The 26,194-nt window shown below is 38.5% G+C and carries 27 protein-coding genes; 4 read left to right on the top strand and 23 right to left on the bottom strand.

The features are described 5' to 3' along the window. The first annotated feature begins 200 nt into the window (after positions 1–200). Together AC4IF5_RS14785 and AC4IF5_RS14780 are read left to right on the top strand one after the other, a co-directional pair. A complete protein-coding gene (locus AC4IF5_RS14785; RefSeq protein ID WP_490735787.1) occupies positions 201–1,895 on the top strand; it encodes a S8 family peptidase in 1,695 nt (564 codons plus the stop codon). 226 nt (positions 1,896–2,121) lie between these two features. Next, entirely contained in the window at positions 2,122–3,786 is a 1,665-nt protein-coding gene (locus tag AC4IF5_RS14780; RefSeq protein ID WP_490735785.1) for a S8/S53 family peptidase, read from the top strand. 122 nt (positions 3,787–3,908) lie between these two features. On the opposite strand, the gene AC4IF5_RS14775 is transcribed toward AC4IF5_RS14780, so the two are convergent. The 10 genes from AC4IF5_RS14775 to AC4IF5_RS14730 all read right to left on the bottom strand — a co-directional run bounded on the left by AC4IF5_RS14775 (position 3,909) and on the right by AC4IF5_RS14730 (position 10,947). After that, entirely contained in the window at positions 3,909–4,421 is a 513-nt protein-coding gene (locus AC4IF5_RS14775) for a hypothetical protein (protein WP_490735783.1), read from the bottom strand. A gap of 60 nt (positions 4,422–4,481) precedes the next feature. Beyond that, the gene (locus AC4IF5_RS14770; RefSeq protein WP_490735781.1) at positions 4,482–5,021 is read right to left on the bottom strand and encodes a hypothetical protein; all 540 of its coding nucleotides are present in this window, start codon (positions 5,019–5,021) and stop codon (positions 4,482–4,484) included. Positions 5,022–5,170: 149 nt separating this feature from the next. Then, a complete protein-coding gene (locus AC4IF5_RS14765; protein ID WP_490735779.1) occupies positions 5,171–6,541 on the bottom strand; it encodes a DUF4153 domain-containing protein in 1,371 nt (456 codons plus the stop codon). Between the two features lie 209 nt (positions 6,542–6,750). Then, positions 6,751–7,236 carry a Coq4 family protein gene (locus AC4IF5_RS14760; protein ID WP_490735778.1) on the bottom strand — a complete coding sequence of 162 codons (486 nt, stop codon included), beginning with the start codon at positions 7,234–7,236 and terminating at the stop codon, positions 6,751–6,753. Positions 7,237–7,247: 11 nt separating this feature from the next. After that, positions 7,248–7,541, bottom strand: a complete 294-nt coding sequence (locus AC4IF5_RS14755; protein WP_490735776.1) for a hypothetical protein — start codon at positions 7,539–7,541, stop codon at positions 7,248–7,250. A 4-nt stretch (positions 7,542–7,545) separates the two neighbouring features. Then, a complete protein-coding gene (locus AC4IF5_RS14750) occupies positions 7,546–8,385 on the bottom strand; it encodes a metallophosphoesterase (RefSeq protein ID WP_490735833.1) in 840 nt (279 codons plus the stop codon). 64 nt (positions 8,386–8,449) lie between these two features. Beyond that, complete coding sequence (locus AC4IF5_RS14745) at positions 8,450–8,740, bottom strand: winged helix-turn-helix domain-containing protein (protein WP_490735775.1); 291 nt, start codon at positions 8,738–8,740, stop codon at positions 8,450–8,452. A 50-nt stretch (positions 8,741–8,790) separates the two neighbouring features. Next, a complete protein-coding gene (locus tag AC4IF5_RS14740; RefSeq protein ID WP_490735774.1) occupies positions 8,791–9,420 on the bottom strand; it encodes a hypothetical protein in 630 nt (209 codons plus the stop codon). Further along, entirely contained in the window at positions 9,420–10,037 is a 618-nt protein-coding gene (locus AC4IF5_RS14735; protein ID WP_490735772.1) for a hypothetical protein, read from the bottom strand. The genes AC4IF5_RS14740 and AC4IF5_RS14735 overlap by 1 nt, the downstream gene beginning before the upstream one ends. Before the next feature lie 145 nt (positions 10,038–10,182). Continuing rightward, positions 10,183–10,947 carry an enoyl-CoA hydratase/isomerase family protein gene (locus AC4IF5_RS14730; RefSeq protein WP_490735770.1) on the bottom strand — a complete coding sequence of 255 codons (765 nt, stop codon included), beginning with the start codon at positions 10,945–10,947 and terminating at the stop codon, positions 10,183–10,185. Between the two features lie 257 nt (positions 10,948–11,204). Here AC4IF5_RS14730 and AC4IF5_RS14725 point away from each other — a divergent pair, with 257 nt between their 5' ends. Together AC4IF5_RS14725 and AC4IF5_RS14720 are read left to right on the top strand one after the other, a co-directional pair. Further along, positions 11,205–11,756 carry a phage tail protein gene (locus tag AC4IF5_RS14725; RefSeq protein WP_490735769.1) on the top strand — a complete coding sequence of 184 codons (552 nt, stop codon included), beginning with the start codon at positions 11,205–11,207 and terminating at the stop codon, positions 11,754–11,756. A 37-nt stretch (positions 11,757–11,793) separates the two neighbouring features. Beyond that, complete coding sequence (locus AC4IF5_RS14720; protein ID WP_490735767.1) at positions 11,794–12,615, top strand: T9SS type A sorting domain-containing protein; 822 nt, start codon at positions 11,794–11,796, stop codon at positions 12,613–12,615. A gap of 91 nt (positions 12,616–12,706) precedes the next feature. Here the strand turns inward: AC4IF5_RS14720 and AC4IF5_RS14715 are convergent, their stop codons facing one another. The 13 genes from AC4IF5_RS14715 to AC4IF5_RS14655 all read right to left on the bottom strand — a co-directional run bounded on the left by AC4IF5_RS14715 (position 12,707) and on the right by AC4IF5_RS14655 (position 26,057). Beyond that, positions 12,707–15,391: a DEAD/DEAH box helicase family protein gene (locus AC4IF5_RS14715; protein ID WP_490735765.1), complete on the bottom strand. Its 2,685-nt coding sequence runs from the start codon at positions 15,389–15,391 to the stop codon at positions 12,707–12,709. Between the two features lie 63 nt (positions 15,392–15,454). Further along, entirely contained in the window at positions 15,455–16,141 is a 687-nt protein-coding gene (locus AC4IF5_RS14710) for an SMUG2 DNA glycosylase family protein (RefSeq protein ID WP_490735763.1), read from the bottom strand. Positions 16,142–16,153: 12 nt separating this feature from the next. Beyond that, entirely contained in the window at positions 16,154–16,924 is a 771-nt protein-coding gene (locus AC4IF5_RS14705; RefSeq protein WP_490735761.1) for a DUF4241 domain-containing protein, read from the bottom strand. A 57-nt stretch (positions 16,925–16,981) separates the two neighbouring features. After that, positions 16,982–17,518, bottom strand: a complete 537-nt coding sequence (locus AC4IF5_RS14700) for an SMI1/KNR4 family protein (RefSeq protein WP_490735760.1) — start codon at positions 17,516–17,518, stop codon at positions 16,982–16,984. Between the two features lie 62 nt (positions 17,519–17,580). Then, on the bottom strand, positions 17,581–20,076 hold the full coding sequence (gene paaZ, locus AC4IF5_RS14695; protein WP_490735758.1) for a phenylacetic acid degradation bifunctional protein PaaZ: 2,496 nt from the start codon (positions 20,074–20,076) through the stop codon (positions 17,581–17,583). 70 nt (positions 20,077–20,146) lie between these two features. Next, entirely contained in the window at positions 20,147–20,725 is a 579-nt protein-coding gene (locus tag AC4IF5_RS14690; protein ID WP_490735756.1) for a transposase, read from the bottom strand. A 73-nt stretch (positions 20,726–20,798) separates the two neighbouring features. Beyond that, positions 20,799–21,392 carry an acyltransferase gene (locus AC4IF5_RS14685; protein ID WP_490735754.1) on the bottom strand — a complete coding sequence of 198 codons (594 nt, stop codon included), beginning with the start codon at positions 21,390–21,392 and terminating at the stop codon, positions 20,799–20,801. Between the two features lie 172 nt (positions 21,393–21,564). Next, entirely contained in the window at positions 21,565–22,770 is a 1,206-nt protein-coding gene (gene pcaF / locus AC4IF5_RS14680; protein WP_490735752.1) for a 3-oxoadipyl-CoA thiolase, read from the bottom strand. Positions 22,771–22,876: 106 nt separating this feature from the next. Next, positions 22,877–23,290 carry a PaaI family thioesterase gene (locus AC4IF5_RS14675; protein ID WP_490735750.1) on the bottom strand — a complete coding sequence of 138 codons (414 nt, stop codon included), beginning with the start codon at positions 23,288–23,290 and terminating at the stop codon, positions 22,877–22,879. 5 nt (positions 23,291–23,295) lie between these two features. After that, positions 23,296–23,607 (bottom strand): hypothetical protein, encoded by a 312-nt coding sequence (locus AC4IF5_RS14670; RefSeq protein WP_490735748.1) that lies wholly within the window; start codon positions 23,605–23,607, stop codon positions 23,296–23,298. An 88-nt stretch (positions 23,608–23,695) separates the two neighbouring features. Further along, positions 23,696–24,826: a 3-hydroxyacyl-CoA dehydrogenase NAD-binding domain-containing protein gene (locus tag AC4IF5_RS14665; protein WP_490735746.1), complete on the bottom strand. Its 1,131-nt coding sequence runs from the start codon at positions 24,824–24,826 to the stop codon at positions 23,696–23,698. Between the two features lie 40 nt (positions 24,827–24,866). Further along, complete coding sequence (locus AC4IF5_RS14660; RefSeq protein WP_490735745.1) at positions 24,867–25,220, bottom strand: four helix bundle protein; 354 nt, start codon at positions 25,218–25,220, stop codon at positions 24,867–24,869. Positions 25,221–25,256: 36 nt separating this feature from the next. Beyond that, positions 25,257–26,057 (bottom strand): enoyl-CoA hydratase-related protein, encoded by an 801-nt coding sequence (locus tag AC4IF5_RS14655; RefSeq protein WP_490735743.1) that lies wholly within the window; start codon positions 26,055–26,057, stop codon positions 25,257–25,259. Between the last annotated feature and the right edge of the window lie 137 nt (positions 26,058–26,194).

Raw genomic sequence — 26,194 nt, 5'->3', positions numbered from 1 at the left:
ATAGAAATTGAATATAAAACCATAAAAAGAAAAACTATGCAAAGGATAATTAATAGAATATATTTAAAAAGAAAAGGGAAAATTTAATATCAATCACATACAAAACAAACAAATCAGCAAAAAATACAACATATTTAAAATAATTAATACTATTTATTTATATTCGTTTTGGAAATTCATAACAAAAAACCAAAACATTTATGAAAAAAATTATTTTATTAATTCTATTTTGCAGCATTGCAACATTTGGCCAAAACAGAAAAAATCAGTTTCAATTACAAAAAGATTCAGATTCCCATACCCTGTATGTATGTTTCTCCAAAGAATTTAATAGTCAAGATATAGTAAAGCAGATTTCACTTCAAAACCCGGAATTTGCCAAATTTATAAAAGAGAATGGAGTTTCTTTTGTCCATGGTCTTGAGCTGAATGACCGAAAACTGGATGAGATGCTTGAAAACAGCAAAAGAAACAAAAATTCAGGTGAGTCTATTCAAAAACTCAGACGCATCTATAAAGCTCAAATCCAAAGAAACGACAATGAAAGCATTCTAAAATTGGCTGAGGGTTTTGAAAAATTCAAAGAAGTAGAATATGCTTCTATTATAAGCAATACACCTATAAAGCCTCCGTTTACCAGCGCTTTTATTATAACCCCTGATCTTGAAGCCCTCCAATCTTATTTGACAGACGATCCTGGAATCAATGCCAGTTATGCATGGTCAAAGGGAATAACGGGGCAAAATGTAAGAGTGAGAGATGTGGAATATGGTTTTCATAAAACTCATGAAATGCTTGTTGACAGAGACATGATTCAAATGGAAAACCTACCTTTACCGGATTCATTAACAATCCCTACCAGCTCTTATTATAATTTCAGGGATCATGGTACTGCAGTGATGAGCATCATGGGTTCTGCCAAAGATAATATGGGCATATCCGGAGCAGCCTATAATGCTACGGAAATGAAAGGTTTTCTGGAATGGACAGCAAATTCTTATGACAGAGTGGCCGCCGTTACCAGATCGATTGATGCTTCTCAGGCAGGAGATATCATCCTTTATGAAATGCAGACCGGCGGTATAAATTCTACCGAAACAAATCCTAATTACGTACTTGCAGAATATGAAAACCTCATCTGGGATCTCACAAAAGCTGCTACAGATTCAGGGATCATTATCATTGCAGCAGCAGGAAACGGCAATCAGAACCTTGATGCTCCTTCATATGCTCCATATAATGCCAGGGGAAACAGTGGAGCAATTGTTGTAGGAGCCGGAAGTAACACGACTCAACATTCAAAATTATCATTTAGTACCTATGGTTCAAGAGTTGATGTACAAGGTTGGGGAATGGGTGTTTTGTCTGCCGGCTATGGAGGATGGGCTAAATATGACAATGATAGTAACAGAACCTATACCATGTTCAGTGGTACAAGTTCAGCAACCCCGATTGTAGCTTCTGCAGCCATATTACTTCAGTCTTATTATTTCCAGATTACCGGCGGGTATATGACTCCATCAGCGATGAAAAGCCTTCTGGTGAATACCGGAATTCCTCAAGGAGGAAACCTGAGCACTAAAATAGGGCCATTACCCAACGTTAAAGCAGCTATACTCCAATTGGAAGCCGCAACGCTTTCAGTAAAAAATACCTCTTTGAGCCCATTACAACTTGAAATTTATCCTAACCCGGCTTCTCATTATATATCCATAAAAAGTAATGAAAAAAAGGACATTAATTTTGAGATTATTAATATGACCGGGCAAGTCGTTTCAAAAGGCTCTATTTCTCCTGACAAAAAACTGGATATTTCCCATTTGGTGAAAGGCACCTACATTTTCAATGCTACCGAAGGTTCACGAAGAGTCATTGAAAAATTCATAAAACTATAGCTTCATAGCCAGGCGAAAAGAGTTATCTCACTTTTGAATATTATAAAATATATCTTTCCAAAACCTCGCAGATTAAAAAAACTGTGAGGTTTATTTATATAATAGTACTTACAGAAAATTATAGTTATTATTTTTAAAATAAACTCACAAAAATGTGATTTGTTTTCATTTTATTATTATTTTTGATAAAACTTAAACTGATTCACAACCATTTAACAAAAATAATATGAAAACAAAAATCAATCTTTTAGCATTACTTATCTTCTGTGCATCCCTTTCATTCGGGCAAAATCAATCTGGCAAGTCTAAGCAGGACAATGATCAGAATGCTATAGTATATGTATGTTTTTCAAAAGGCATCAACTCCGAAAAAGCAGCATTCAGCAGAAATTCTGATCTGGAAAGATTTACAAGGGAAAATAAGATCTCATTTACGTATGATCTGGGCTTTACAGACAGTAAGCTGGACGAAATGGCAAGAAACAGCAAAGCCAATGGCAACTCCACCGAATCTGTGGAAAAGCTGAAACGGATTTTCAAGGCCAACCTTCCGTTACAAAACGAAGAAGCCACTCAGAAGCTTGTCCGGACCCTCGAGAGATTCCCTGAGGTAGAATATGTATCTGTAATGAGCAATGTTCCGATAGAACCTCCATTGGTAAATATGTTTGTCGCCACTCCCGACCTGGAAAGCCTGCAGACCTATCTGAACGATAATCCTGGAATCAATGCAAAATATGCCTGGTCAAGAGGAATCACAGGACAAAATATAAGGATTCGTGATGTAGAATACGGCTTTTACAAAACTCATGAAATGCTGGCCAACCAAAATTCTATACAACTGGAACCAGGATATACTCCCAATGCCGGACTTTCAGGCAATAATTACCGTGACCACGGAACAGCTGTTGTCAGTATATTAGGTTCGGTAAAAGACAATATCGGCCTTTCAGGGGCAGTCTATAACGCCTCTGACATAAAAGGATATATGGAATGGACCACTGTAGGCTACAACAGGGCTTCTGCCGTAAGCCGTTCGATCAACGCGTCTCATGCCGGCGATATTATTCTGTATGAAATGCAGACAGGCGGGAAAGACGGTCAGTATTGCCCTGCTGAATATGACAGTGTAATCTGGGATCTGACTAAAGCTGCTACTGACTCCGGAATTATTATCATTGCCGCTGCCGGTAATGGAGACCAGAACCTTGATGATCCTTTCTATACAGCCTACAGGGCAAGGGGAAACAGCGGGGCTATTATTGTGGGAGCAGGTTCTCCCAACACTACCCACTCGAAGCTGAGCTTCAGCACCTATGGAAACAGAGTGGATGTACAGGGCTGGGGAAGCAGTGTAATGGCTGCAGGATATGGATCTTACGCTAAGTATGATAACGATAATAACAGAACTTACAACTATTTCAGCGGAACAAGCTCAGCAACTCCTATAGTGGCTTCTGCCGCAGTACTGATCCAGTCTTTCTATTATCAGAATACCGGGCAGTATTTAACTCCGGCTGCGATGAAAAACCTTTTAGTTTCTACAGGAATTCCTCAGGGTGGCACCGTTACTGGACAAAAGATCGGGCCCCTGCCTAATGTAAAAAATGCCATATTACAGCTGGAAAGTGGATTTTCCGGTACAACGAAAAGCCTTCCTTCTTTGGAAGCCAAGATTTACCCTAATCCTTCCAGCAGCTATATAGCGATCCAAAGTAATGAAAATAAAAAACTTGATGTTGAAATCATTAATCTTCAGGGAAGAACCGTTATCAAAAGTTCTGTTGTATCTGATGAAAAAATAGATATTTCACAACTGCCGACAGGTCAGTACATCATCAACATTAATGAAGGAGCAAGAAGAGTTGTGGAAAAATTCACCAAACGATAATAAAATAATTACCATTCTGATAATGTAATTTCAGCTCTTTAATGGTCTAAAACAGCAGTATCATTAAAGCTCCTCTCAGAACTGTTTCTGAAAGGAGCTTTTCTTTATAAGTTTTATAAAAATTAATTCGCAGGAACACTGTTGAAGTTAAGAGCAACTTTAATGTTCATGTCAGAAGACGTCTGATTTTTCAGTTCATAAACTGTTCTTACAGTCAGGCCTGAGCTTTTTACGATTTCATCCAGAAAACCGGTATCATTAAGGTCAAGATTCAGGCTGGAAGAATTTGTAGATATATTGGAACGTGATGCCACCAGTCTCTCTCGTGTTCCATTGGACGAAACATATATTTTAACGGTTTTGAATGCACTTAAATCTCCTCCCGACGGAGATGCTACAGAAATTTTAGCATCGGAGATTCTTACATCTTTGATCTTTGCATTATTATTTCCTCCGAACCAGGTCTGCACATTGGTAGCGGTTGCCGTAGAAGAAACTTCTTTATCTGCAGGCACTCCTGTAGACACCAAAACATTCGTAGTGTATGGAAAGGTATTCTGAACGAGCGACTGTACGGTTCCGCAACTTACAAGTACAGCTGAAGCGGCCATTGCTGTTAGAACTATATTTTTCATAATGTTAAATTTTAAACTTCAGGATATAGTTTGCAGAAACTGTACCAAATTGTACCGATCTTATTCGACACTTACTGTAAAGCTTCCTTGGGTATTACCCGAAGCCATATTACTTTTCCCGATGATCAGCCATACTTCACCTTTCCCCGGAGTTTCATAAGTAATATCTCTTCCGAAAGGACCATCATAGTCTCCGTTGGGAAGCTTTATCTGATTGAAACGGATATTAAAGTCTTTTTCTTTGGTTGAAATTTTCGCTTTGATATTCGGCTGGTCGTAATGGGTCAGCTTCAAAACCAGTTCCTGATCATCCTTCGTAAACTCTTCTCCTAATGTAAAAGGAAGCTGAGAGGCATCAGCTGTTCTTATAATCTGACCTTCCTTTTCGTTTCTCATCACGCCCTTCCGTAGCACTTCTTTAGTGGCAGGAGCATTGTTAATGATTGAATCTTTTTTTCTCAATGCAGCAGAATCTGTCTTATAAACGGAATCGGGCATTTCTGTTACGACTGTAGAATCCTTACCGGAACCTTCAGGTACACTCGCTTCTTTTTTGCAGGAAATAATAATCAATGGAATTAACAATAAGCTTTTTTTCATAATAATTAAATTTAAGAATATACCAAAGTTACATTCTGTTAGATGTTGGGTCTAATAAATGCTAAAATTGTTCCAACTCTATTCCGCTACCTGTATTTCAGGCTGTACTCCGCTTTTTGATACAGCTCCGTAACCAATTTTTGATTATATTATTGAACGGTTTGATAATAAAGGATCTTTGAAAGGAAGGTCTTGGATCTTTCATCCTTTATTTTATCCTGTATGCTTTTTTTAAGCTTCAGGTCATTCTTTTCACTGGCATATTTCAACAGATATTTTTCATTGAAATTGATCGAAGTGAAGTGATAATCTGCTATAAAATCTTTACGTTTCATATTCTGAGAGGTAACAAACCCTCCCCAGTTGATATAGCTGCAGATCAGGATGATTCCATAAAGATACCATACCATTGTATTGAACAGAAATACATTTCTTTTTTTCTTTTGAATTTTAATGAATGTCAAAACAAGCCCGATCAGAGATAAAATCAGAAAGGCAAAAACACCGAGCCTTTTATAGGTGAATCCATAATTCAGAATGTATTCATAATTTTTCACCGCAGCAGACAGTACAAGAACGGCATTCAAAATCAGCCAGACCTTGGCCAGCACTTTCAGCAGACCGGCTTTAGGATCGAAATTAAAACCGGCTTTGAAATAAAACATAATCACCAGAATAGCCATGATAATAGATATGATCACAGCATTCACCCTCTCATGGGTTTCTTCGGAAAGCTGAACCGGCGTTTTTGAAACTTCATAAAACTGTTCATAATTGTAAGTAATAATAAAAAATACGAGCAGAATATTAAGGCAAAGGAAAGAGATTACTCCACTTATTCTTTCCACATCGAGATCGAGGAAAGAATAGGTAGCCTTTGGAATCCTGGAATCTTTCTGAAAGTCATTATCCAAAACATGATGATTCTTATAAATCAGCCTTTCTACCGCATAATTCCAATAATTAAAGGCAATAAAGAACCCCAAAACGGAAAGACAGAATACCTGCCACAGGTTGATATCCAGCTCATAATCTGTAAAAAGAGCAGCAAAATGATCACTTCCCGCAGAATAGATCCCGAAAAAAACGGATACCAATACCAACGGTATCAGGAGAAAAGCCAGCGTCTTTTGCCACAGCCCGGAAACATTTCTTTTAGGCAGCCATCCATCAAAGTTGAAAAACCGGCATAATGAGGTAACACTGTTGACCATAAACACCGGAATCAGAAAAAGAATCTTAAGCTTCCTGTTCTTAGATTTATAACCGAGCAAAAGCAGTGAGCTTACTACAGCCAGGAAAGATGCAAAATCTCCATACCACGCAAATGCTATACCTGAGAATATACTTGTGGCAAAAAGAATGTACAGTGTTCTGGTCTTATTTCTTTCGGGAGTTTTCAGCAACGTTAGTACGGCATAGATGATTCCCAGAATTCCGAGGTTCAGTCCGATGTCCTGATCATAAAATACGATGACGAATATGATGGCTGTGAGGAATATATAGTGATGTGTTTTCATGAGATTTAAAGATTTAAAGATTAAGAGATTAAGAGATTGAGAGATTGAGAGATTAGGGAATTGGGAGGTTAGCAGAAATTAAAGACTATTGAGAGGCAGATTAAAATAACAGGAATATTGATATCTGATCAAACGATCCGGAAAATAGTCAGTAGGAATGATCTTTTTCCCGGCGGACTGAGTCTTATTTTTCTCATCAGATAAAGTTTTTAATGAAGTACAACAGTATCTTTCTGCTGGATGAAGTCTTTCACATGTTCAAAATTCTGCCATAAGAGCTCTTCAAAATCCCAATGATGAAAAGCCCTCATATTTTGCCCTTTCCTATAGGCTTTGATATAAATTTTCACATATTCAGGCAGGATCAGCGTTCCCAATACAATAGCAGCCAAAAGGTGAGCATTGAGCTTACCATTTCCCAGGAGAAGATACTGCATGGCGATTTCGTCTTCAAAATTGGTTCCGCAGCCGGTGATCAGATGATGTACATCGTGGTTTTCCATTTTGGGAATCATTGAAAATCCATGTTTCCTATAGAATTCTCCAAGCTTTCTTCCCAAAGAGTCTTCCTGAAATTCCAGCAGTTGTTTTTCGTTAAACTGCCATTGCCTTTTTTTCTTTTTAAAGTATTTTCTGTAAAGTTTTTGAGTCTTATCATACACAAAAAGCAGAAATTTAACCCGTATTTTTTTCATAGTGTATTTATTTAAAGAAGATTAATTCCTATTATGGCATAAAGAACAGCGATGGGTATATCGATCAGCAGGATACCGATCGCTTTAAGGCAGGTATCGAATTGAGACCTGTTCATAAAGCTATATACCAGAAGCCCCAGTATAACAGCCAGGTTTGATATCACCCCGAAAATAATCAGCATGTAGCCTGAAACAGCAAAACAATCATTCTTTGTCATCATATATCCGAAAAGACAAATATTACCTGCTAAAAAGCACAATCCGAATATGGATTTACTTAAATTCAAAATGTGTTGATCTTTCATTTATTTATGCTTGTGTTAAAGTAAAAACAGTAATTTCCGGACGTACCATAAATCTTATCTGAAAGGAATGTCCTATAGCCCGGTTGATATAAAGCATCCTTCCGTCTTCCAGATCAAACGCTCCCGATATATATTTTTTGTTCTTCACAGGGAGAACCGGTGTGATAATCCCCGGTATCCTGCATTGTCCGCCATGTGTATGCCCGCTCAGTATCCAGCCGTGATAGCCGTTCCATATATCCAGATCACAGGCATCAGGATTGTGGCAAAGAATAATGTTTGCTTTTGACGAGTCATAACTTCCCATCACTTTTTCAGGGGCGAAATTCGGCGACCACAGGTCTTCGAAACCGATAAAGTTTAATCCATGACTTTCTTTTTGATCATTATTCAGCATGGTGATCCCAAAACTTTCTAATATTGTGCAGATACTTTCAGCCACTTCAAGCTCTTTCCAGTTGATCCCATAATCATGATTCCCCAGAATTCCGAAGGTTTCCAGCTTTCCTAAAACAGCATGTTCCATTATTTTTTTAAGATCCTGTTTTTCTTCAGCGGTTCCACGATTAACGAAATCTCCCGTGTAGACCACAAAATCAGGACAATATTTCTGAGCTTCGCGGAAAGAGTCGATCAGGAAATTCCAATCGAAACGATCCCCGACATGTAAATCAGAGATCTGCATCAGTATTTTTCCTTCCAGCATCTGAGGCAGATTTTTTACAGGGAGTTTTCTTTGAACAAAATCAACCCAGAACGGCTCCACCTGCCATGAATACAGGGCAGGAAAAGCACCCAGGACAGAAACCTGCAATATTTTCTTTAAAAATGTTTTTCGATTCATCATTTCATAAATTTTCAAACAAAGAACTTTGAAATACAAAGTAAAATTTCAAAAAAATATAGGACTAGCGTCCCAATAATTTTTCAAGGGCGTTCAGATGTTCAGTAAAAGCCTGTCTTCCACTCTGTGTCACTCTATACGATGTTTTAGGTTTTTTACCTACAAATTCTTTTTTCACTTCAATATACCCGGCTTTTTCCAATGCATTGCTATGACTGGCCAGGTTACCATCCGTAATTTCCAGCAGGCCTTTCATTTCAGAAAAATCAACCCAGTCGTTGACCATAAGAACGGACATAATTCCCAGTCTTACACGGCTTTCGAATTCTTTATTAAGTTGGTTGATCCTGATCATTTTGTTATTATCTTATGTATTCTGAAATTGATTTGTTTTTTTAATCTTACTTATCCAAAAGTCACCCGTATAAACTGCTTCAATATATATATGGCTCCGATAGCGGTACTGAAGGACAAGAGTCCGATCCATACCGGCCAGGAACCCATTATTTCACTTTTTTTATCTGAATAAAAATCAGTAACATCCATCAGATAGAGCTTTTTACCCCTATTGGAATCCATCAGTTCTCCTTCTGTACTGAATTCTTTTACTTCATCTGTCCCCGTATCATAAGAAAAATACTTATTATCAAATGTTTTCCCTAAGATCAGACTGCCGTCTTCCTCAATTTTAGATACCAACGAAACAAAGTCCGGCCCGTTTTCTTTTCCAATTGAAGCTTGCTCCGGTATATCAATAAAGAGCAGCTGCCTGCTATTTTCCAAGGGAACGTACCATGCATCCCCAATCCCTATATCTACTTTTTTATTTGCTGCGATTACTGATGATCCGATGATCCAGCATATATAAAAAGTATAAAAACCCACAAATGGAGCAGTAAATGCCAATATTATTTTCCGCCTTTTACCTCCTCCTTTACTGATAAAATATGTCAAAGCAGAACCTATTACAGCACAGACAAGGCTTAAAATAAATATTGCAATAAGGTGCATCAGTATTACAAAACCTATTCCCATTATTTATATTTCTTATGCATGATCAATCCGTACACGATATGCAAAACTCCAAAACCAATCGCCCAGAAAAGCAATCCCCAACCCAGAAAGAAAAGGGACACCAATCCTAAAATGATTTCAAAATATCCCAGATATTTTACATCCGTTAATGTATACCGCTCGGCACTTACCAGAGCAAGACCGTAAAAGATCAATGTAGCCGGAGCAATGAATACAAAAAGGTGATGATAAAGAAGAGCCAGGCAAAAGAATCCTCCTGCTACCAAAGGCACTGCAAAGGTAATCAAAAGTCGCTTTGTAGTCGCATCCCAGATCTTCAAACCTTTCTTTTTACTTTTATTTGCAGTAAAAATATATCCGCTAAGGATTGCTGTCACCAAAATAGTGGCTCCAATGCATACAAGTTCTTTGACTAAAGCAGGTCCAAAAATATTTCTGTCCCCATCAAAGTAGCTGACCCCTTCTCTCTGTAAAACAAAATACACATAGGCAGCACCAATAATTGCTGCTAACCCTGCAACAACACCGGATAAACCGCTCAGTGAAATAAACCTTGAAGAGCGCTCCATCATAGAACGGATGTGTGACAAGTCTTCGTGATAGTTTTTTGATTCCATAAAAAGAACTTTGAATTACAAAGTTAAATATTTTTATGAACCGGCAAAATATTTTTTGAAAAAAATTGAAGGGCTTATCCGTTAGCTATAAAATAAAAAAGCCGCTGAACTCATCAACGGCCGGATATTTTAAAATTTCCGAAGGCTATTTCGCTCTCAGCTTTTCTTTAATGGACTCAATATTTTTCTTCGCAGAATCTTCAAGGATAAGGCTTGCGCTCATATGAATTCTCGCCGGCATCAGTTCATTGAAATGATCTGTTCCTTCCCATGATACCTTCTTGATCAATGCCAAAGCATCACTGCTTCTTGATGCCAAGGTCTGTAAAAACTTCTCAAGCTTCTCATCCATCTCCTGAATGCTGTCTGAAACAGAATGGTAAACATTATGCTGTTCCGCCCATTGTGCTGATCTGAAATCCGCATCAATAGCCATTGCAGAGAACTGTGATTTTCCAATCTTTCTTTCCACATAAGGGCCGATCACAAAAGGGCCGATTCCCAGATTAATCTCGGTAAGGGCTAAAGCTGAGTCTTTTGTCGCAAAACAATAATCGGCTCCACAAGCGATCCCTACTCCTCCACCGGTCGTTTTACCCTGAACTCTTACCACTACGATCTTTCCACAGTTTCTCATCGCATTCAGAACTTTGGCAAAGCCTCCAAAGAACTGTGTGGAAGCTGACAATTCTTCAATGGCTAAAAGCTCATCAAAGCTTGCTCCGGCACAAAAAGCCTTTTCGCCTTCACTTTTTACCAGGATGGCTTTCACCTCATCTTTTGCTCCTTCTTCCAGAATGGTCTGAGCCAGCTTTTCTAAAATTGCTCCCGGAAGAGCGTTACTTTTGGGAGTACCGAATGTAATTTCTGCAATATTATTTTTAATTTCTGATGCTACGAATTCGCTCATTTTTATTTTTATTGGATTCTTACAAAAATACTAAATACAGTGCTTCCGGAAAAGCTTAAAGAAGACAAATTACACCTTATACAGCTTCTTTTCTCTTAAAAATAGGTAGAAATACGGAATATTTAATTTGGTATTTTCTACGCTAGCATAGCCTTTCTATTAATCGTTCCTTTGACATAACAAAATAAAAACAGTAACGGCGGTATCCGAAAAGCCGGAAAACAGAGTAGGAAACCCAAACTAAAAAACTTATAATCATGGACGAATACATTGGAATCGTAAAATTATTTGCAGGAAATTTCGCCCCTAGAGGCTGGATGTTTTGTGACGGAAGCTTATTAAGAATTTCAACGAATTCGGCTCTGTTCTCAATTTTAGGAACCACCTACGGAGGAGATGGCATCAACACTTTTGCACTGCCCAATCTGAAAGGCCGCATGGCCATTGGAGCAGGGAATGTGAACTCCAGCGAATCTTATCCCCTGGGAGTCGTTTCCGGGACAACTCAAAATACTTTGCTGGCTTCAAATCTTCCAAGTGTAGGGGGTGGTTTTCAACTTAAGGTGGCTAACACGAATGCAAATACTTCTACTCCTACAGCAGCAGCCTCTATTGCTATCACAGGTAATCAGGTAGGAAGAGATTTTAATGCTGTGCCAAGTTTTGTTAATAATGCAAATCCTGATACGGTCATTAATGGCCAGAGCATTTCTTTTGTGGGGCAGAATTTACCCGTAAACAATATGCCTCCTTATCTCGGATTAAATTATATTATCTGCGTTGAAGGTATTTATCCGCCACGTAGTTAAACGATTCATACATCACCTAACATTTAAAACAAAAATCATGAAAAGCACTACTTTTTTTACCATCTGTAGCCTGCTCATTTCAATTTTTTCATTCGGGCAGACCAGTTCAGAGCATTTTGAGACTGAATCACACGGAAGTACAACCTTTACCGATAACGGCGTTATTTTCAATATCATTTCCCACGTAAGTGTTTTTGATATTCAGGCCAATTATCCCGGAACAGGCTGGAACGGAACCTCAATAGACAACAGATATATTGATAATTCCAATAATTCAGATTTTCCGCCATCCTTTAGCATTAAGACCACCTCTAATTTGTTTAAGGTAAACAGGTTCTGGATGTATCTTTCAGCACTGAATCTGGATCTCAATGTGGCAGGAACTCTTACAGTAACCGGAAAGCTCAGCGGAGTAACAAAGTTTACGCAAACAAAAACTACCGGGTTTGCAACAAGTTTAGGCAGCACCAATGGCTACACTCTGATTGACCTCACCAATTTAAATGGACAAAACTACTCAAACATTGTTATTGATGAGCTTCTTATCACTGCAAGCGGTGGATTCAGATATGTCGGTTTTGATGCCTTCACCTGGGTAAAAGACAGCAATCTCGTATTGGGCACATCAGAAGCTAAAGTTTCTCAGAAAGAAATAAGCGTCTATCCTAATCCGACTAAGGGACCTCTTACCATTCAAACGGAAAAAGGGACAGAAGTCAGCATTTATAGCCAGGAAGGTAAGCTGCTTAAAAGGATACAAACCCAAAAAGGCACTAACGAAACTGATATTTCAGAACTTCCCAAAGGGGTTTATTTTATCCGGACAGGAAATGAATCAAGCAAGATCATAAAAAACTAATATTAAAAAAGTTCACATTCATATTTGTTCTCATAAAGATTCTAATTTATGAATGCCCCAATCCCTTAGTAACTTAAGGGATTTTTGTTATTTATCTCGTCCATTTATGGAGATGTTCTATTCTTCCGTTTCTTTTTAGTAAAGCCTGAAATCTCAGCTTCAATAGAATTTTGCGTCCGTCAATAGTTCTTGTAAAGACCAGTTCGGATTTTCCGATCATTTTATCCCAGGTCTTTCTAAAAAATTCTGCACTTTTTTTATTTTTTGCAAAAATTTCCGGGACCGGATAGTACAGGCCTTTCTTTAGAAATGCAAAACTTTGTTGCTGCTTCAGCAAATATCTTGGGTTATCGATCTGGGAAACCAATTCCTGAAGCGTCTGGATAAACTGGGCATTTTCATACTGACTCCCGCCTTCCAAATAGCAAAATGCATTTTTCTCCTTGTGGGATGAGCTTACAATTCTCAATTTTTCAATGGATGTCCGGATTATTTTTTCATGGATCAGATTATACAAAACCACTTCTGCAAGAGATTCTATCTGCCTTGCAAGGTCTTTACATCTCCGGTATTGTTTTATGGAACGGTATAGTTTTCCTCCATACACCAAAAATCCTGCAGCACCGAATAATGAGGCCAATATGGAAAAACTCTTCACTGAATCAATAGAATCAATATTTTCCAGTAATCCCCATAAAAGATCCTGCCAGAACAAGAGCACAGAAGAGGCGATCATTTTAGCAGAATTTCCGGTCATTTTACCCAGATAATCCATTCTCATCTCATTCATGGCTGTCATATTTTCCGTAGGAATCTCTATTTCTTCCACTAAAATATTTCCTTTATCCAGGGCAGTTTTCCAACGCCGGACAAGGCCCGTCCTGTCTTTTGCCACAGAAAAAGCCGTCTGATTGATCCCAGAGATCTCATCCTTATTTTCTATAATCCCTATATTAAGTCTTTCAAAATTGTTCTCAATGGTTGGATTATTTTTATGAGAGATTCCGACAAAGGTTTTGAATCTTCTCTTCATGATATTCAGATCCTGCCCTCCATTTTCATCTGCCGCGTCAAAGCATACCAAATGCCAAATATTTCCTGTTTTATTAAGGTTATCTTTGTCCGTTCTTATCACTCTTCCTCTCATCTGGTTAGAAAGAACGAAAGAGCTTACAAAACTTGCCAGAATCAGGGTATTCATTTTAGGAGCATCCCACCCTTCTCCAAGCAGCGATTTTGTCCCGACCAGCACATGAATTCCTCCAGCCTGAAAAACTTCAGTGATAATATGCACAATGGCATGTCTGATCTGTTCTGTAAGACCAATCAGCAGGTAGTTATGATCATAGGGCAGAGAAGAAAACGAAATACCTGATAAATTTTTAATGGCACAGAATTCATCAAACATTCCTTTTGCACTGGAAGGAATAATGACCAGGCTGCCTGTGAGAACTCCTAGCTTTTTATTTTGAGAATTCTCCCTTCTCAGCTTTTCAAAAACCGGAACTGCACCTATTTTGTCAAGATTCAGATCGTTCTTTGCTCCATTAGTAAGGAATTCTTTCTTAATAAAATCGGTAAGGATCACCATTCTGAGGTCTTCCTTAAGAACTGAAAACTCAAAATCCGCAATTTCTTTTATTCCCTGAAGCTTTCCGATACTTGAATTAAGAATCTGATTCAGATGTTTATTATTAAAAAAGCTGATCGTTCTCTGCTCAAGAAAACCTATTCTTTTTAGCCGGTTCCCAAGGTCTGTACGGTGTTCCTCATAGCCTTTGAAATTGACATCATCTACCAGCAGATAAAAGTCGAGAAGCTCTTCCATCCAGAAGAAATCAAATTCAGGGATATATTTTTGCTGGTCACCAATGATCTCGAAATGAACATCCGGAACCTCCTGTCCCCTGAAATTAAGATAAACCAGTCCGGAAGTATAAGAAGATATATTTTCATAGATCCATTCCAGATGCTCCATCGGGAGGTGATAAACCGGATGCTGCTCAATGGCACTGAGCAGCACCTTATCATTTTTGATTTCTTCGAAAAAAGAAAACGCATGATCGTGGTAATATTCGATCTTTTTCTGCTCTTCCTGCGACGGTAATGTAAAGTGAACCAAATCCTGATGCGGACAAAGGTCTCCTTCGATCATCAGCTCGGGCACAGATATTTCTACATCAATGGGGCCGTTGAGCTGAATATATTTTTGCCATTCCGCGCCTGAAACATCAAAAGGAGGAGTTGCCGTAAGGGCTACAACGGTTGGTTCGATATTGCTTTTCAGCTCCATCAGAGTTTTCCACCAGGCATTTTTCAAATGATGAGCTTCATCGAGGATAAGGGTTTCTACTTTTTGTTTCTTAAGCCTTTTTATAATTTCAGCCATTGAAACTCTCGAAGATTTACCCGCTACAGTTTTTTCATCATCATTCACTTCGGAAGCGGAATGTATTCCCTGATAAGTCGTCACCGTGATGATTCCCGGTTTTTTAATATCTGAAGATATCCATTCCGGAACGGTCTCAGTATTCAGGAAAAGTTCGCAGAACCTCTGAATCCATTGATTTTTGATTGCTAATGTAGGAGTGACGATCAGTGCCGGCTTGCCAAGCCTCAGCATTATTTCCAGTCCAAGTACTGTTTTTCCGGAACCCGGAGGTGCCGAAACGTGTAAATGATCATCAATAAGGTATTCGTCCAGATGGTCCAGTAATTTTTTCTGATAGGCCCGCCAGCTGTATTTGAAAGTTATGTCTTTAGGGAAAACATTCATCTTCCCAATTTAATAAAAAAATCAGTCATCAAAATCAGGGAAAGTAAAAGATATACACTTATTTTATTTCTTCAGAGCCAGAATGTATTTATCGATATACAGCTGTTTTTCTTTTGATTTATATTGCTGGATATATCGCGGATGCTCCAGAACGGTCATGGTATCGAACAGCTTTGCTTCTTTATTTAACCTGGCAATAAAATCAGCATTTTTCTTACCGAGGACAAAAACCTCTGAAGTATCCAGGTTCAGACTGAGATGCTTCTTCAGAGAGTCAATCATAAAATCTCTGACATCCTCAAACAGTTTTTTATCGTCATAATAATTGGCATTGAGCCATCCGTTCTTTGTTTTTCTTACAATAGCCAGTGGAAATGGTGAATTGATATAAACATCATTGTAAAACAGATCTGCTCCGCCATATTCTGCAATCATATCGTATATAAAAACTGAAGAAACTTCATGGGTATAGGCAGATTTCATTTCTATTCCACATACCGCATCCAACCGTTTGGTATCGGTAAACGGAACTCCTGTAACGCCTGCTCCATGACGGCTGGGATTGATCCCTATGATAAATTTCCTTTTGTTGGAGTCATCATAATATTTGTGATAAAACTTTTGCATGACTTCCATCGTCTCAGGATTATCCAGATAAGGGTTCAAAACATTAAAATCTTCCGGAAGATCTCCCGAATAGGTCAGGTTTCTATTAAATTCTATGACACTGTCTGCAAAACTTGTATTCATGAAGCCTGTTCTTTATCTTAAAACCACAAAATTATCCGGTTGTTCCGGTTCATCATCTTCATCTTCCTCATATTCTCCGGAAAACTCCAGTTCAATATCGATAAAATGAATATAAAGTCCACAGACTTTCCCCTGAGCATCATAGGCAAAGTAAACAGGATATAATCCGTCTCCCAGTCCACTCGCAAACATCGGAATCTGATAGTCTGTACCAGGAACGGTCCAATTGATCCAATCTCCCAGCTCTCTCTGATTTTCCGGATTATCTTTATAACTTTTGGCAAACAGTTCTGCAAAATAGTCATCGTAAATATTATCCACCTTCAATTCTGAAATAAACTTTTCCACATAAGGAACCACTTCCTGATCGGTAATACATCCTAATCCTGCATCTACTGCAAACCCGAAGAAATCTCCTTCATTGATATCTTCCAGATCTTCAATTCCAATTAATGCTTCTCTGTAGGTAGCAGGTTTTTCTTTTGTGAATTCTACTTTTACGGCTGCATAGCGGTCGCCCCATTCCTCCAGTTTGGCAACAGCTATCGTTACGGGAAAGTTTCCTTTCGGAGCGTCAACAAAATACGGATTCTCATCTCCATTCAGATAAACCAGCGGATCCCTCACCATTACTTTCCCTGAAGGCAGGGAAACATTTCCAATCTCCATCACTTCCATTTTCTGATCCATAATTTCATCCGAAGTAAAATAAGCCTCAATATCTACGGGAGATACAAGCTTATCTTTTACTTCTTCCCATTTTTGCACCCAGCTTTCATTCATTATTGTTCATTTTATGATTGAAGTTTAAAGATAATGTTTTTTTATTTCGCCTTTCTTTCAATCATTATCAAATTCCTCTTCTTTTTTTAAGCCTTTAATAAAAGCTTCAAAGTCTTTGGCCAGAAATGTTTTCCTGTAATCAGCTTCCTGATCAACATGTACAACTTCAGGTTCTCCATCTCTGCCACACCTGGAATAATCCAGCAATATCGTATCATGACCCGCTGAAGGACAATCGCAGATGTAAATTCCGTTATCGGGATATCCCCATTCATCGATCATAAACCGGCTTCCCAATTCTCCGCACACGGAATAGGTCTTCTCCCTCCCTATTCCCATAATGCCGGTAACAGCAATATGATCGTCAGCCCATGAAGTGCTTTCTGTAGTAGGAAAACTGTCTTTTTCCACCAGCCCTCCATTTTGAATCCGCATCAGTTCAATATAAGACGCCGGAAGCTTATAGCCCAGTTCTTCTTCTATTGAGGCGACCATTTCATCATCAGGAAATTCTTCAATATAATCTCTCTGTGAATAAGAGCTTTCATTCCAAAAGCCTGTAAAGTCAAAATCTTTGAAAAATTTTAATTCCATAGTATTTTAATTAAAAAAGGGAGCCGTTATTAAGCTCCCTTAAAATTATTATTTATTTTGAATTAAATCAATCCAAACTGTTCGAAGTGATGGGTAAAATGCTTTTTGTGCATCAGTTCCCACATTTCTTTGTTCAGCTTTCCGAATACAAAATTCATATGTTCTGCCTGCGGATTTTCTTTGTAATAGATCGCGAAACGCTTCAGGTTATCAATGAATGACTGCTTTGCTGCTTCCAGATTTTTGTGAGTGGGTTCCGGAAGCGTTCCATCCTGCGGTAAGAAAGGAGCGGTAAAATCTTTAGGCATTTTTCTGTGGTTGTAAAGAGAATCCTGCCATTTTTCCAAATGCTCTTCCGGAGTGAAACATTTGTCCGCTTCCGGCTCTCCTATGCTCACCAGCACAGCCTGCTCCAGATGCTCGATCATTTGCTGCGGAGACATTTTACCCCATAATGCAGGAGTACTTTCTGTCAGTCCGTTCAATATTTTCTGAACATTTTTTACATTCAGGTCAATGAAAGGAGATTGCTTGGCCACCAATGTTAGAATTGTAGCGACACAAACGACCTCATCTCTTTGATTTACGACCTCAACCAACCATTTTACAACACCGGACGGAATGTTTCTTCCTTTTACTCCTCTGTTGATCTTCTCTTTTGCAGTTAAATAAACGGTAATCGTATCACCTGCATATACAGGTTTGAAGAAACTGCATTCTTCTAATCCGTAATTGGCTATTACAGGTCCTTTTTTACCGGAAACAAATAATCCCGCCGCCGCTGAAAGGATGAAATATCCGTGGGCAACCGTTTTATCAAAAATAGTCCCCGTTAAGCTTGTCGCGTCAGTGTGGGCATAGAAATGATCCCATGAAACATTCGAGAAGTTTACGATATCTGCATCCGTAACGGTTCTTCCTGCTGTTTCCAGAGAATCTCCCACCTCGACTTCTTCAAAGTATTTCTGGAAAGGATGCTTATCTGAGAATTTCTTCTCTGCCCCTTGCTGATAAATTTTAGTGATGGCCTTCAATACATCCGGGGATCCCTGAATGGCTGTTTTCTGTAAAAAGAAATGAAGACCGCTTAATCCGCCCATTTCTTCTCCACCACCTGCTCTACCAGGTCCTCCATGCATTAAGGTAGGAAGTGGTGAACCGTGACCTGTGCTTTCCTTCGCATTGTCCCTGTTCAATACAAAGATCCTTCCATGCTGGGAGGCCATTTTCCATGACGTTTCTGCAATAAAGTTTTCGTCATGAGAAACGATTGATCCCACTAAGCTTCCTTTACCCCTTTTTGCCAAAGCAGCCGCTTCTTCAGCGTCTTTATACGGCATCAATGTAGATACCGGCCCGAAAGCTTCTACATCATGAGAGATATTCTTTTCGAAAGGCTTATCATTCAGGAATAATTTCGGACTCATAAATGCTCCGTTTTCATAGTCTGCATCTACCAGCTCGTGCTTTCCTTCATAAACAAGCTCTGTCTCTTGTTTTAATATATTTACTTTTCTTACAACTTCATCATATTGCTGTCTTCCCACCAAAGACCCCATTCTGGTTTCTCTGCTCAACGGGTTTCCGATCTTCGTCTGATCTAAAGCTTTAGCCAAAGCATTCTGAACATCGCCGATCAAGTGCTCAGGAACGATGATTCTTCTGATAGCCGTACATTTCTGTCCTGCCTTCGTAGTCATTTCGTTACGGACTTCCTTGATGAAAAGATCAAATTCAGGGGTTCCCGGCTTTGCTTCCAACCCAAGAATTGAACAGTTCAGAGAGTCTGCCTCCATATTGAAACGAACAGCATTTCCGGCAATGGATGGAAGTGATTTTAATTTTCGTCCTGTCTGGGCAGAACCTGTAAACAATACAGAGTCTCCATCCTGAACATAATCCAGGATATTCCCAGGTTCTCCGCATACCAGCTGAACAGCTCCTTCAGGCAATACTCCACTTTCAATCATATCCTGGAATACTGAATTCGTAAGATAAGATCCGAAAGGAGACGGCTTTACGATAGACGGAACCCCTGCTAATAATGATGTGGATAACTTTTCCAGCATACCCCAAACCGGAAAGTTGTAAGCGTTGATCTGTACAGAAACCCCTTCGCTTGGTGTTAAAATATGGGTTCCAAGGTGCGTTCCGTTCGCTGAGATCTTCTGGGTATCCCCATCTACCCAAAATGGTGTATTCGGAAGCATTCTCTTCGCCAATCCTGAGTAGGTGAAGAAAGTTCCGAAGCCTCCTTCGATATCTACCCATGAATCAACATGCGTAGCTCCTGTTTTATATGATAATTCGTAATATTTTTTCTTTCTCTCCAACAGGTAAAGCGCTACCTTCTTCAACATCTCCCCACGGTCGTAGAAAGTCATTGAAGAAAGGTTCTTATAACCGACTGTTCTTCCATAGTCAAGAGCCTGTTCAAAGTTCAGTCCCTCCGTATCGGAAACAGCGACCTGCTCTCCTGTAACAGCATTGTATAAAGGAATTCCGTTTCCGGAACCTTCTACCCATTGGCCATAGATATAGTTTTTCAGTTTTTCCATTTTTTTCTTTTTATTATTTCAGGAAACCTAACAGGTTTTGAAAACCTGTTAGGTTTAGTATATTAAAATATTATTCTAAATTTAAAAAATCATATTCAACATTAGACCGGTGATAATCTACGAAAGTTTCTAATGTATCAAAATAACCCATAATCTCTCTTCTGTAAAGCTTACTTGGCTTTTCAAGATTCATATATGAGTTATACGAACTATGTTTCCATTCCCCAATCTGGTTAACAAAACCATGATTGATGGGATTGTTGTGAATATAATGCAACACTTTTATCAGATATTTTTCATCCTGAACTTTTTTCCTTTTTATAGCATTTAGAAAAAGAGCTCCTTTTCTGTTATACACTTTATTAAATGCTTTTGCATAGGCATTAAGAAAATTACTAAAGTGTTTCATTAAATATTGATGCTCACTTTCTGTTTTTATATCCTTAACGCTTTTAAATCTTACAAGCAGATGAAAGTGATTAGGCATCAGACAGTAGGCATAAATATCCGCAACAGGAAGAATATATTTTTCAAGTTTTTCCAGAAAATATTGATAATTTGAAGGTTCACGAAAAATGATTTCTTTCCCATTTACATGAGAAAAAATGTGATAAACTCCTTCAAATTCAAAATTCTCTGTATTAATCATTTTTTACCTGATGCTTAATATTAAACCTAACAGGTTTTGAAAACCTGTTAGGTTTAGGTTGGTATTATTACATTTATTTCACATCATCCCAGATACTGTAATCAACAATCTTCGTAGGAATCTGCTGAACATATTCGGTAAATGGCTCACATGGTAAAATGGCTTCTTTTCCTTCTCTTGCCAGCTCCTGGTATAATTTAGTTCCTTCTGTTTTCCAGTGGATCATTTCATCAGAAACATCACGGATGATTTTCGCCGGGCTTCCGACAATCAGCTTTCTTGGCTCACATGTAAAATTGGCAGGAACAAATGCTAATGCTCCGATAATACATTCATCACCGATCACAGCCTTGTCCATCACGACAGAATTCATCCCCACCAGACAGTTTTTCCCGATGTGTCCGGAATGGATAATAGCACCATGTCCAATATGGGCGGATTCTTCAAGGATGGTCTCTATATTCGGGAAAACATGAAGAGTACAGTTCTCCTGAACGTTGGCTCCGTCTTTAATGATTATTTTTCCCCAGTCCCCACGAATAACCGCATTAGGCCCAATATATACTTCTTCACCGATCTCCACATTCCCGATAATAACCGCCTGTGGATGGATATAGGCTGAAGGTTTTATAATGGGACGGATTCCGTGGTATGAATAGATGTTCATATTTTTTTAATTTGAAAATTTGAAAATGGGATAATTTGAAAATGAATAGTGTAATGTTTATTCCTTCGGTATTTTATTGATTAAAGCTATGGAACTGTTAACACATTCCAGAGATGGCTTCTGTTCTGGTAAAACATTTTCAAATTCTCAAATTACCGCATTTTCAAATTGATTATACTTTTTCAATGACCATCGCATATCCCTGTCCGACACCGATACAAAGGGTACACAATGCATATTTTTTATCCTGTTTCTGAAGCTCCATTGCTGCTGAGCCGATAATTCTTGCCCCGGAAACTCCTAGTGGGTGACCGATCGCAATCGCCCCTCCATTCGGGTTGATTCTGGCATCATCATCTTGTAAGCCCAAGCTTCTTGTAACCGCTAAAGCCTGTGCAGCGAATGCTTCGTTCAGTTCAATGATATCCATATCTTCCAAAGAAAGGTTCAGCCTTTTAAGAAGTTTTTGGGTTGCTTCTACAGGTCCGATTCCCATGATCCTTGGCTCTACGCCTGCTACTGATGATCCTAAAATCCTAGCTTTTGGCTTTAAGCCGTATTTTTTTACCGCTTCTTCGCTTGCTAAAATCAAAGCAGCAGCACCATCATTCATCCCTGAAGCGTTTCCAGCCGTTACTGTTCCTTCTTTTCTGAAAGCAGGACGAAGTTTTGCCAGACCTTCCATAGAAGAGGCAGGTTTGATAAATTCATCTTTTTCAAAAACGACCGGATCGCCTTTTCTCTGTGGAATTTCAACTTTTACAATTTCTTCTGCCAGTCTTCCGCTCTGCTGTGCTTTTGCAGCTTTCTGCTGGGACCAAAGAGCAAACTTATCCTGATCTTCCCTGTTGATCTGGTGAATATCTGCGAGGTTTTCGGCGGTTTCTCCCATTCCGTCAACGCCATACATTTCTTTCATTTTCGGGTTGACAAAACGCCAGCCGAAAGTGGTATCAAACATCTGACTGTCTCTTCCGAAAGCAGCACTTGGTTTTGACATGACATAAGGAGAGCGTGTCATATGTTCTACTCCGCCAGCAATATAGATTTCCCCTTCTCCTGCTGCAATGGAACGGAACGCATTGGCAACCGCTGACATTCCTGAAGCACAAAGTCTGTTTACCGTTTCTCCTCCGATCTTATAAGGAAGACCTGCCAGCAAAAGTCCCATTCTTGCAACGTTTCTGTTATCTTCTCCAGCCTGATTGGCACATCCGAAAATAACATCTTCAATTTCCTCAACAGGCATGTCAGGATTTCTGGCTACGATTTCTTTAATCACAATCGCAGCTAAGTCATCTGCCCTTACTTCGGATAATCCTCCCTGTAATTTTGATATAGGAGTTCTGACATAGTCTATGATGTATACGTTGTTCATAATGTTAATTTGAAAATGTGTTTAATTTTGAGAATTTGAAAATGAGGTAAAAATTATTTTTAAAGCTTTATTTAATTACTCATTTTCAAATTCTCAAATTCTTTCTTTATAGTTCAGTTACTTTTTTTCCTATTTTATAAACAGTTCCGACAAATTTTGCGATCAGCTCATTATTCTGATTGGTTATTTTAATGTCGTAAACCGCTGTTTTTCTGGTATCATTGACCAGGATACTTTCAGCCCTGAAGATATCTCCTTCTTTTCCGGCTTTGGTAAAATTGATGATACAGTTCAATGCTACTGCCGCATTTCCTGAGTTATTGGAAGAAAATGCCAGCGCAGAATCTGCAAAGGCAAACGTAACACCTCCGTGAACTGTTTTAAGCCCGTTCAGCATATCTTTCTTGATGGGCATTTCTATTAAACAATAATTTTCTTTCACTTCAATCATTCTGATATTCATCCACTGGGAAAAATAATCCTGATTGAACATATAGTCTGCAACCTGTCTTGGATTCATTTCTGTTATACGTTTGTTATTTCTTCATATAGTTCATCAACTAATCTATCGTAAACACTCATTGTTTTACCAAGGATTACCTGTTCATATGAAAGAGATGCATCTGAGCTTTCAGTATTATTTTCATAGGGAGCATTTAAATCAATACCGCTTTCATTGGCCAATCTTTTGATCAATGTTCTGTATTTCTCATTAAACATCCCCAACAACTCAAGCCTTTCCTGACTATCTTCCATGGAAGAAGCCTCCTGAGTCAAATATTGTTTCTCAATTGAAAGCCTTACTTCCAGTTCAGCCCTGAATTCATCTATATTCATTATTTTAATGTAATAATGTAACAGTTTACCAGTTTAACAATATAACAATCAATGCATAAATATTGGTAAACCGGTAGATTGATACATTTTATAATTTTCTTAATAAAGGGCTCTGTCTGTACCTTTCTTCCTGATAATCTTCGTAAAGGTTCCGCAAGGTTTCGGAGATTTTCGCATACCCGATCTCTTTCCCCCAACTTAATAGTCCTTTCGGATAGTTTACTCCTTTCTGCATTGCCAGCTCAATGTCTTCATCATTAGCAACGCCTAATCTTTTTGCTTCTACAGCTTCATTGATCAACATTGAAATAATTCTTAAAAAGACCTGCTGATACAATGCATCATCTTTCTTAGCAATCGCTCTTTCTGCTCCTTCACTGTAATCATAGAATCCTTTTCCTGTTTTTCTTCCGTGAAGTTTCGCTTCAGACATTCTTTGCTGCAATAAAGATGGCTTGTATTTCGGATCGTAGAAATAATCTTTGTAAACCGTTGTTGTTACAGCAAAGTTTACATCAATCCCAATAAGATCCATCAATTCGAAAGGTCCCATTTTGAAGTTTCCGAGTGTTTTCATCGCTTCATCCACCTGTTCAGGAGCCGCAATGTTCTCTTCAACAATTCTCAGCGCCTCTCCATAATAAGGTCTTGCAATTCTGTTGACAATGAATCCCGGAATATCTTTGGCAATCACAGGTGTTTTCCCCCATTCTTTCATGAGGTTATATATTTTCTCTGCTAAAGTTTTTTCTGTCAGTAAGGAGGGAATAACTTCCACTAAAGGCATCAACGGAGCCGGATTGAAGAAATGAATTCCGATGAAACGCTCCGGTTTCTTTAGCTCTGCACCCAGGGAGGTGATGGAAATGGATGATGTATTGGAACCAATAATACAATTTTCAGAAACATAGGACTCAAGCTCTGTAAAAACTTTGGTTTTAATCTCTTTGTTCTCAATGATCGCCTCGATAACCAGTTCAGAATCTTTTAAATCCTGTAATGCTTCACCTTTCACGATATTGTTTCTGACTTCGGCAGCTTTTTCCTGGGAAATTTTACCTTTTTCAGCCAGTTTCTGAAGGGTCTTCTCTAAACCTGAAAGCGCCTTATCAATTTGTGGAGCATTAGCATCGAATAAAACGACCTTGCATCCTGCTGTTGCAGCGACCTGAGCAATTCCTACGCCCATGGTTCCTGCACCAATAATTCCAATATTCATAGTTTTAATTTGAAAATTTGAAAATGAGATAATTTGAAAATTATTTAAATTTTGACGTTGAAATAATTTTAGAAAGAATCAATAAAATTTCTTTTAAATCTGAAAGTAATTTCTTATCAGGAGAATTCAAATGAGAAGACTTTAAACATAGTAGAAGCCAGTATTCAGTTTCATCTGCCTCTTTAGCAGCAATTTTTATTTTATGAATAAAGTCTGCTTTGCTTTCAGCATTTTGAGCTTCTCTTACGTTGGCTCCAATTGAAGTCCCTGATTTAAATATCTGATTTGCAAGTGTAAATTTATTAATCTTATACAGCTCTTCTGAAAATTCTATAATGTTCAATGCAAAATCAAATGTCTTGTTTACAATAATATTTTCTTTGTCATTTCTCATTTTCAAATTTTCAAATTAACTCATTTTCAAATTGATTTATTTTCCTTTATAATCAGGTTTTCTTTTCTGTAAAAAGGCATTTACTCCTTCTAAGAAGTCTTCTGTTTCTGCCGCTTCCTGTTGTAAGTCTCCTTCCAGCTCAAGCTGCTCTTTCAGTGTATTCGTATAAGATTGGGCGAAAGCTTTTTTCGTCAGTTTAAGGGCTGCTGTCGGCATGTTTGCCATTTTTTCAAGGATCTCCATCGATTTCGGTGCAAATTCTTCTTCACTGAAAACTTCTGCGACAAGACCATAAGATTTAGATTCTTCAGCAGATAATTTTTTACCTGTAAAAGCCAGATAGCTGGCCAGCTGTCTTCCTAAAAGCTTCGGTAGGAAATAGGTTCCTCCCGTATCAGGAATCAAACCGATATTTGAAAATGCCTGAGCAAAATAAGCTTTGTTATTCGCCAATACGAAATCACAGATCAGCGCCAACATTGCGCCCGCTCCTACTGCAGGACCATTTACCAAAGCAATCACCGGTTTTTTACAACGGGTAACTTCCATCACTAAAGGATTGTAGTAATCTACCACAATTTTTCTGATGATATCCTGATCATGGTGCTCTTTTCCCACCACGAAAGCCTCTTCCAGATTCTGTCCTGAGCAAAAAGCTCTTCCTCTTCCGGAAATCGCAACACATCTTACGGTTTCATCCTCACTGCATTCTTTTACAAAATCTCTCAGATCTGCCAAACCCGGCTTGGTAAGGGCATTCATTGTTTCCGGTTGATTAAGATATGCGATTTTGAGCTTCCCGTCAAAGTGCGTTTCAATATCGAGTTGTGTATACATAGTTCTTTAATTTAGTTTATTTAACAATGCACTAATTTAATAATATAAATTAATGTAACAGCTTAACAATTTAACAATCTGGCAATACCATTATTATGTTTGGCATAGTCCTTAGATTTTATTGGTAAACTGGTACA

This window comes from Chryseobacterium sp. UF-290 (assembly GCF_058245615.1).
The sequence above is the reverse complement of the archived record's forward strand: the minus strand, read 5'-3'. Positions and strand labels throughout refer to the sequence as shown.

What these genes read in the sequence shown, in the direction of transcription:
- AC4IF5_RS14785 (WP_490735787.1), top strand. Translation starts at nt 201, where the DNA reads ATGAAAAAAATTATTTTATTAATTCTATTTTGCAGCATTGCAACATTT.
- AC4IF5_RS14735 (WP_490735772.1), bottom strand. Translation starts at nt 10,037, where the DNA reads ATGGAATCAAAAAACTATCACGAAGACTTGTCACACATCCGTTCTATG.
- AC4IF5_RS14660 (WP_490735745.1), bottom strand. Translation starts at nt 25,220, where the DNA reads ATGAGAAATGACAAAGAAAATATTATTGTAAACAAGACATTTGATTTT.
- AC4IF5_RS14700 (WP_490735760.1), bottom strand. Translation starts at nt 17,518, where the DNA reads ATGGAATTAAAATTTTTCAAAGATTTTGACTTTACAGGCTTTTGGAAT.
- AC4IF5_RS14775 (WP_490735783.1), bottom strand. Translation starts at nt 4,421, where the DNA reads ATGAAAAATATAGTTCTAACAGCAATGGCCGCTTCAGCTGTACTTGTA.
- AC4IF5_RS14755 (WP_490735776.1), bottom strand. Translation starts at nt 7,541, where the DNA reads ATGAAAGATCAACACATTTTGAATTTAAGTAAATCCATATTCGGATTG.
- AC4IF5_RS14765 (WP_490735779.1), bottom strand. Translation starts at nt 6,541, where the DNA reads ATGAAAACACATCACTATATATTCCTCACAGCCATCATATTCGTCATC.
- AC4IF5_RS14760 (WP_490735778.1), bottom strand. Translation starts at nt 7,236, where the DNA reads ATGAAAAAAATACGGGTTAAATTTCTGCTTTTTGTGTATGATAAGACT.
- pcaF (WP_490735752.1), bottom strand. Translation starts at nt 22,770, where the DNA reads ATGAACAACGTATACATCATAGACTATGTCAGAACTCCTATATCAAAA.
- AC4IF5_RS14725 (WP_490735769.1), top strand. Translation starts at nt 11,205, where the DNA reads ATGGACGAATACATTGGAATCGTAAAATTATTTGCAGGAAATTTCGCC.
- AC4IF5_RS14665 (WP_490735746.1), bottom strand. Translation starts at nt 24,826, where the DNA reads ATGAATATTGGAATTATTGGTGCAGGAACCATGGGCGTAGGAATTGCT.
- AC4IF5_RS14655 (WP_490735743.1), bottom strand. Translation starts at nt 26,057, where the DNA reads ATGTATACACAACTCGATATTGAAACGCACTTTGACGGGAAGCTCAAA.
- AC4IF5_RS14705 (WP_490735761.1), bottom strand. Translation starts at nt 16,924, where the DNA reads ATGAATGAAAGCTGGGTGCAAAAATGGGAAGAAGTAAAAGATAAGCTT.
- AC4IF5_RS14710 (WP_490735763.1), bottom strand. Translation starts at nt 16,141, where the DNA reads ATGAATACAAGTTTTGCAGACAGTGTCATAGAATTTAATAGAAACCTG.
- paaZ (WP_490735758.1), bottom strand. Translation starts at nt 20,076, where the DNA reads ATGGAAAAACTGAAAAACTATATCTATGGCCAATGGGTAGAAGGTTCC.
- AC4IF5_RS14780 (WP_490735785.1), top strand. Translation starts at nt 2,122, where the DNA reads ATGAAAACAAAAATCAATCTTTTAGCATTACTTATCTTCTGTGCATCC.
- AC4IF5_RS14730 (WP_490735770.1), bottom strand. Translation starts at nt 10,947, where the DNA reads ATGAGCGAATTCGTAGCATCAGAAATTAAAAATAATATTGCAGAAATT.
- AC4IF5_RS14715 (WP_490735765.1), bottom strand. Translation starts at nt 15,391, where the DNA reads ATGAATGTTTTCCCTAAAGACATAACTTTCAAATACAGCTGGCGGGCC.
- AC4IF5_RS14685 (WP_490735754.1), bottom strand. Translation starts at nt 21,392, where the DNA reads ATGAACATCTATTCATACCACGGAATCCGTCCCATTATAAAACCTTCA.
- AC4IF5_RS14750 (WP_490735833.1), bottom strand. Translation starts at nt 8,385, where the DNA reads ATGAATCGAAAAACATTTTTAAAGAAAATATTGCAGGTTTCTGTCCTG.
- AC4IF5_RS14770 (WP_490735781.1), bottom strand. Translation starts at nt 5,021, where the DNA reads ATGAAAAAAAGCTTATTGTTAATTCCATTGATTATTATTTCCTGCAAA.
- AC4IF5_RS14745 (WP_490735775.1), bottom strand. Translation starts at nt 8,740, where the DNA reads ATGATCAGGATCAACCAACTTAATAAAGAATTCGAAAGCCGTGTAAGA.
- AC4IF5_RS14670 (WP_490735748.1), bottom strand. Translation starts at nt 23,607, where the DNA reads ATGAATATAGATGAATTCAGGGCTGAACTGGAAGTAAGGCTTTCAATT.
- AC4IF5_RS14690 (WP_490735756.1), bottom strand. Translation starts at nt 20,725, where the DNA reads ATGATTAATACAGAGAATTTTGAATTTGAAGGAGTTTATCACATTTTT.
- AC4IF5_RS14720 (WP_490735767.1), top strand. Translation starts at nt 11,794, where the DNA reads ATGAAAAGCACTACTTTTTTTACCATCTGTAGCCTGCTCATTTCAATT.
- AC4IF5_RS14740 (WP_490735774.1), bottom strand. Translation starts at nt 9,420, where the DNA reads ATGGGAATAGGTTTTGTAATACTGATGCACCTTATTGCAATATTTATT.
- AC4IF5_RS14675 (WP_490735750.1), bottom strand. Translation starts at nt 23,290, where the DNA reads ATGAATCCAAGACAGGTTGCAGACTATATGTTCAATCAGGATTATTTT.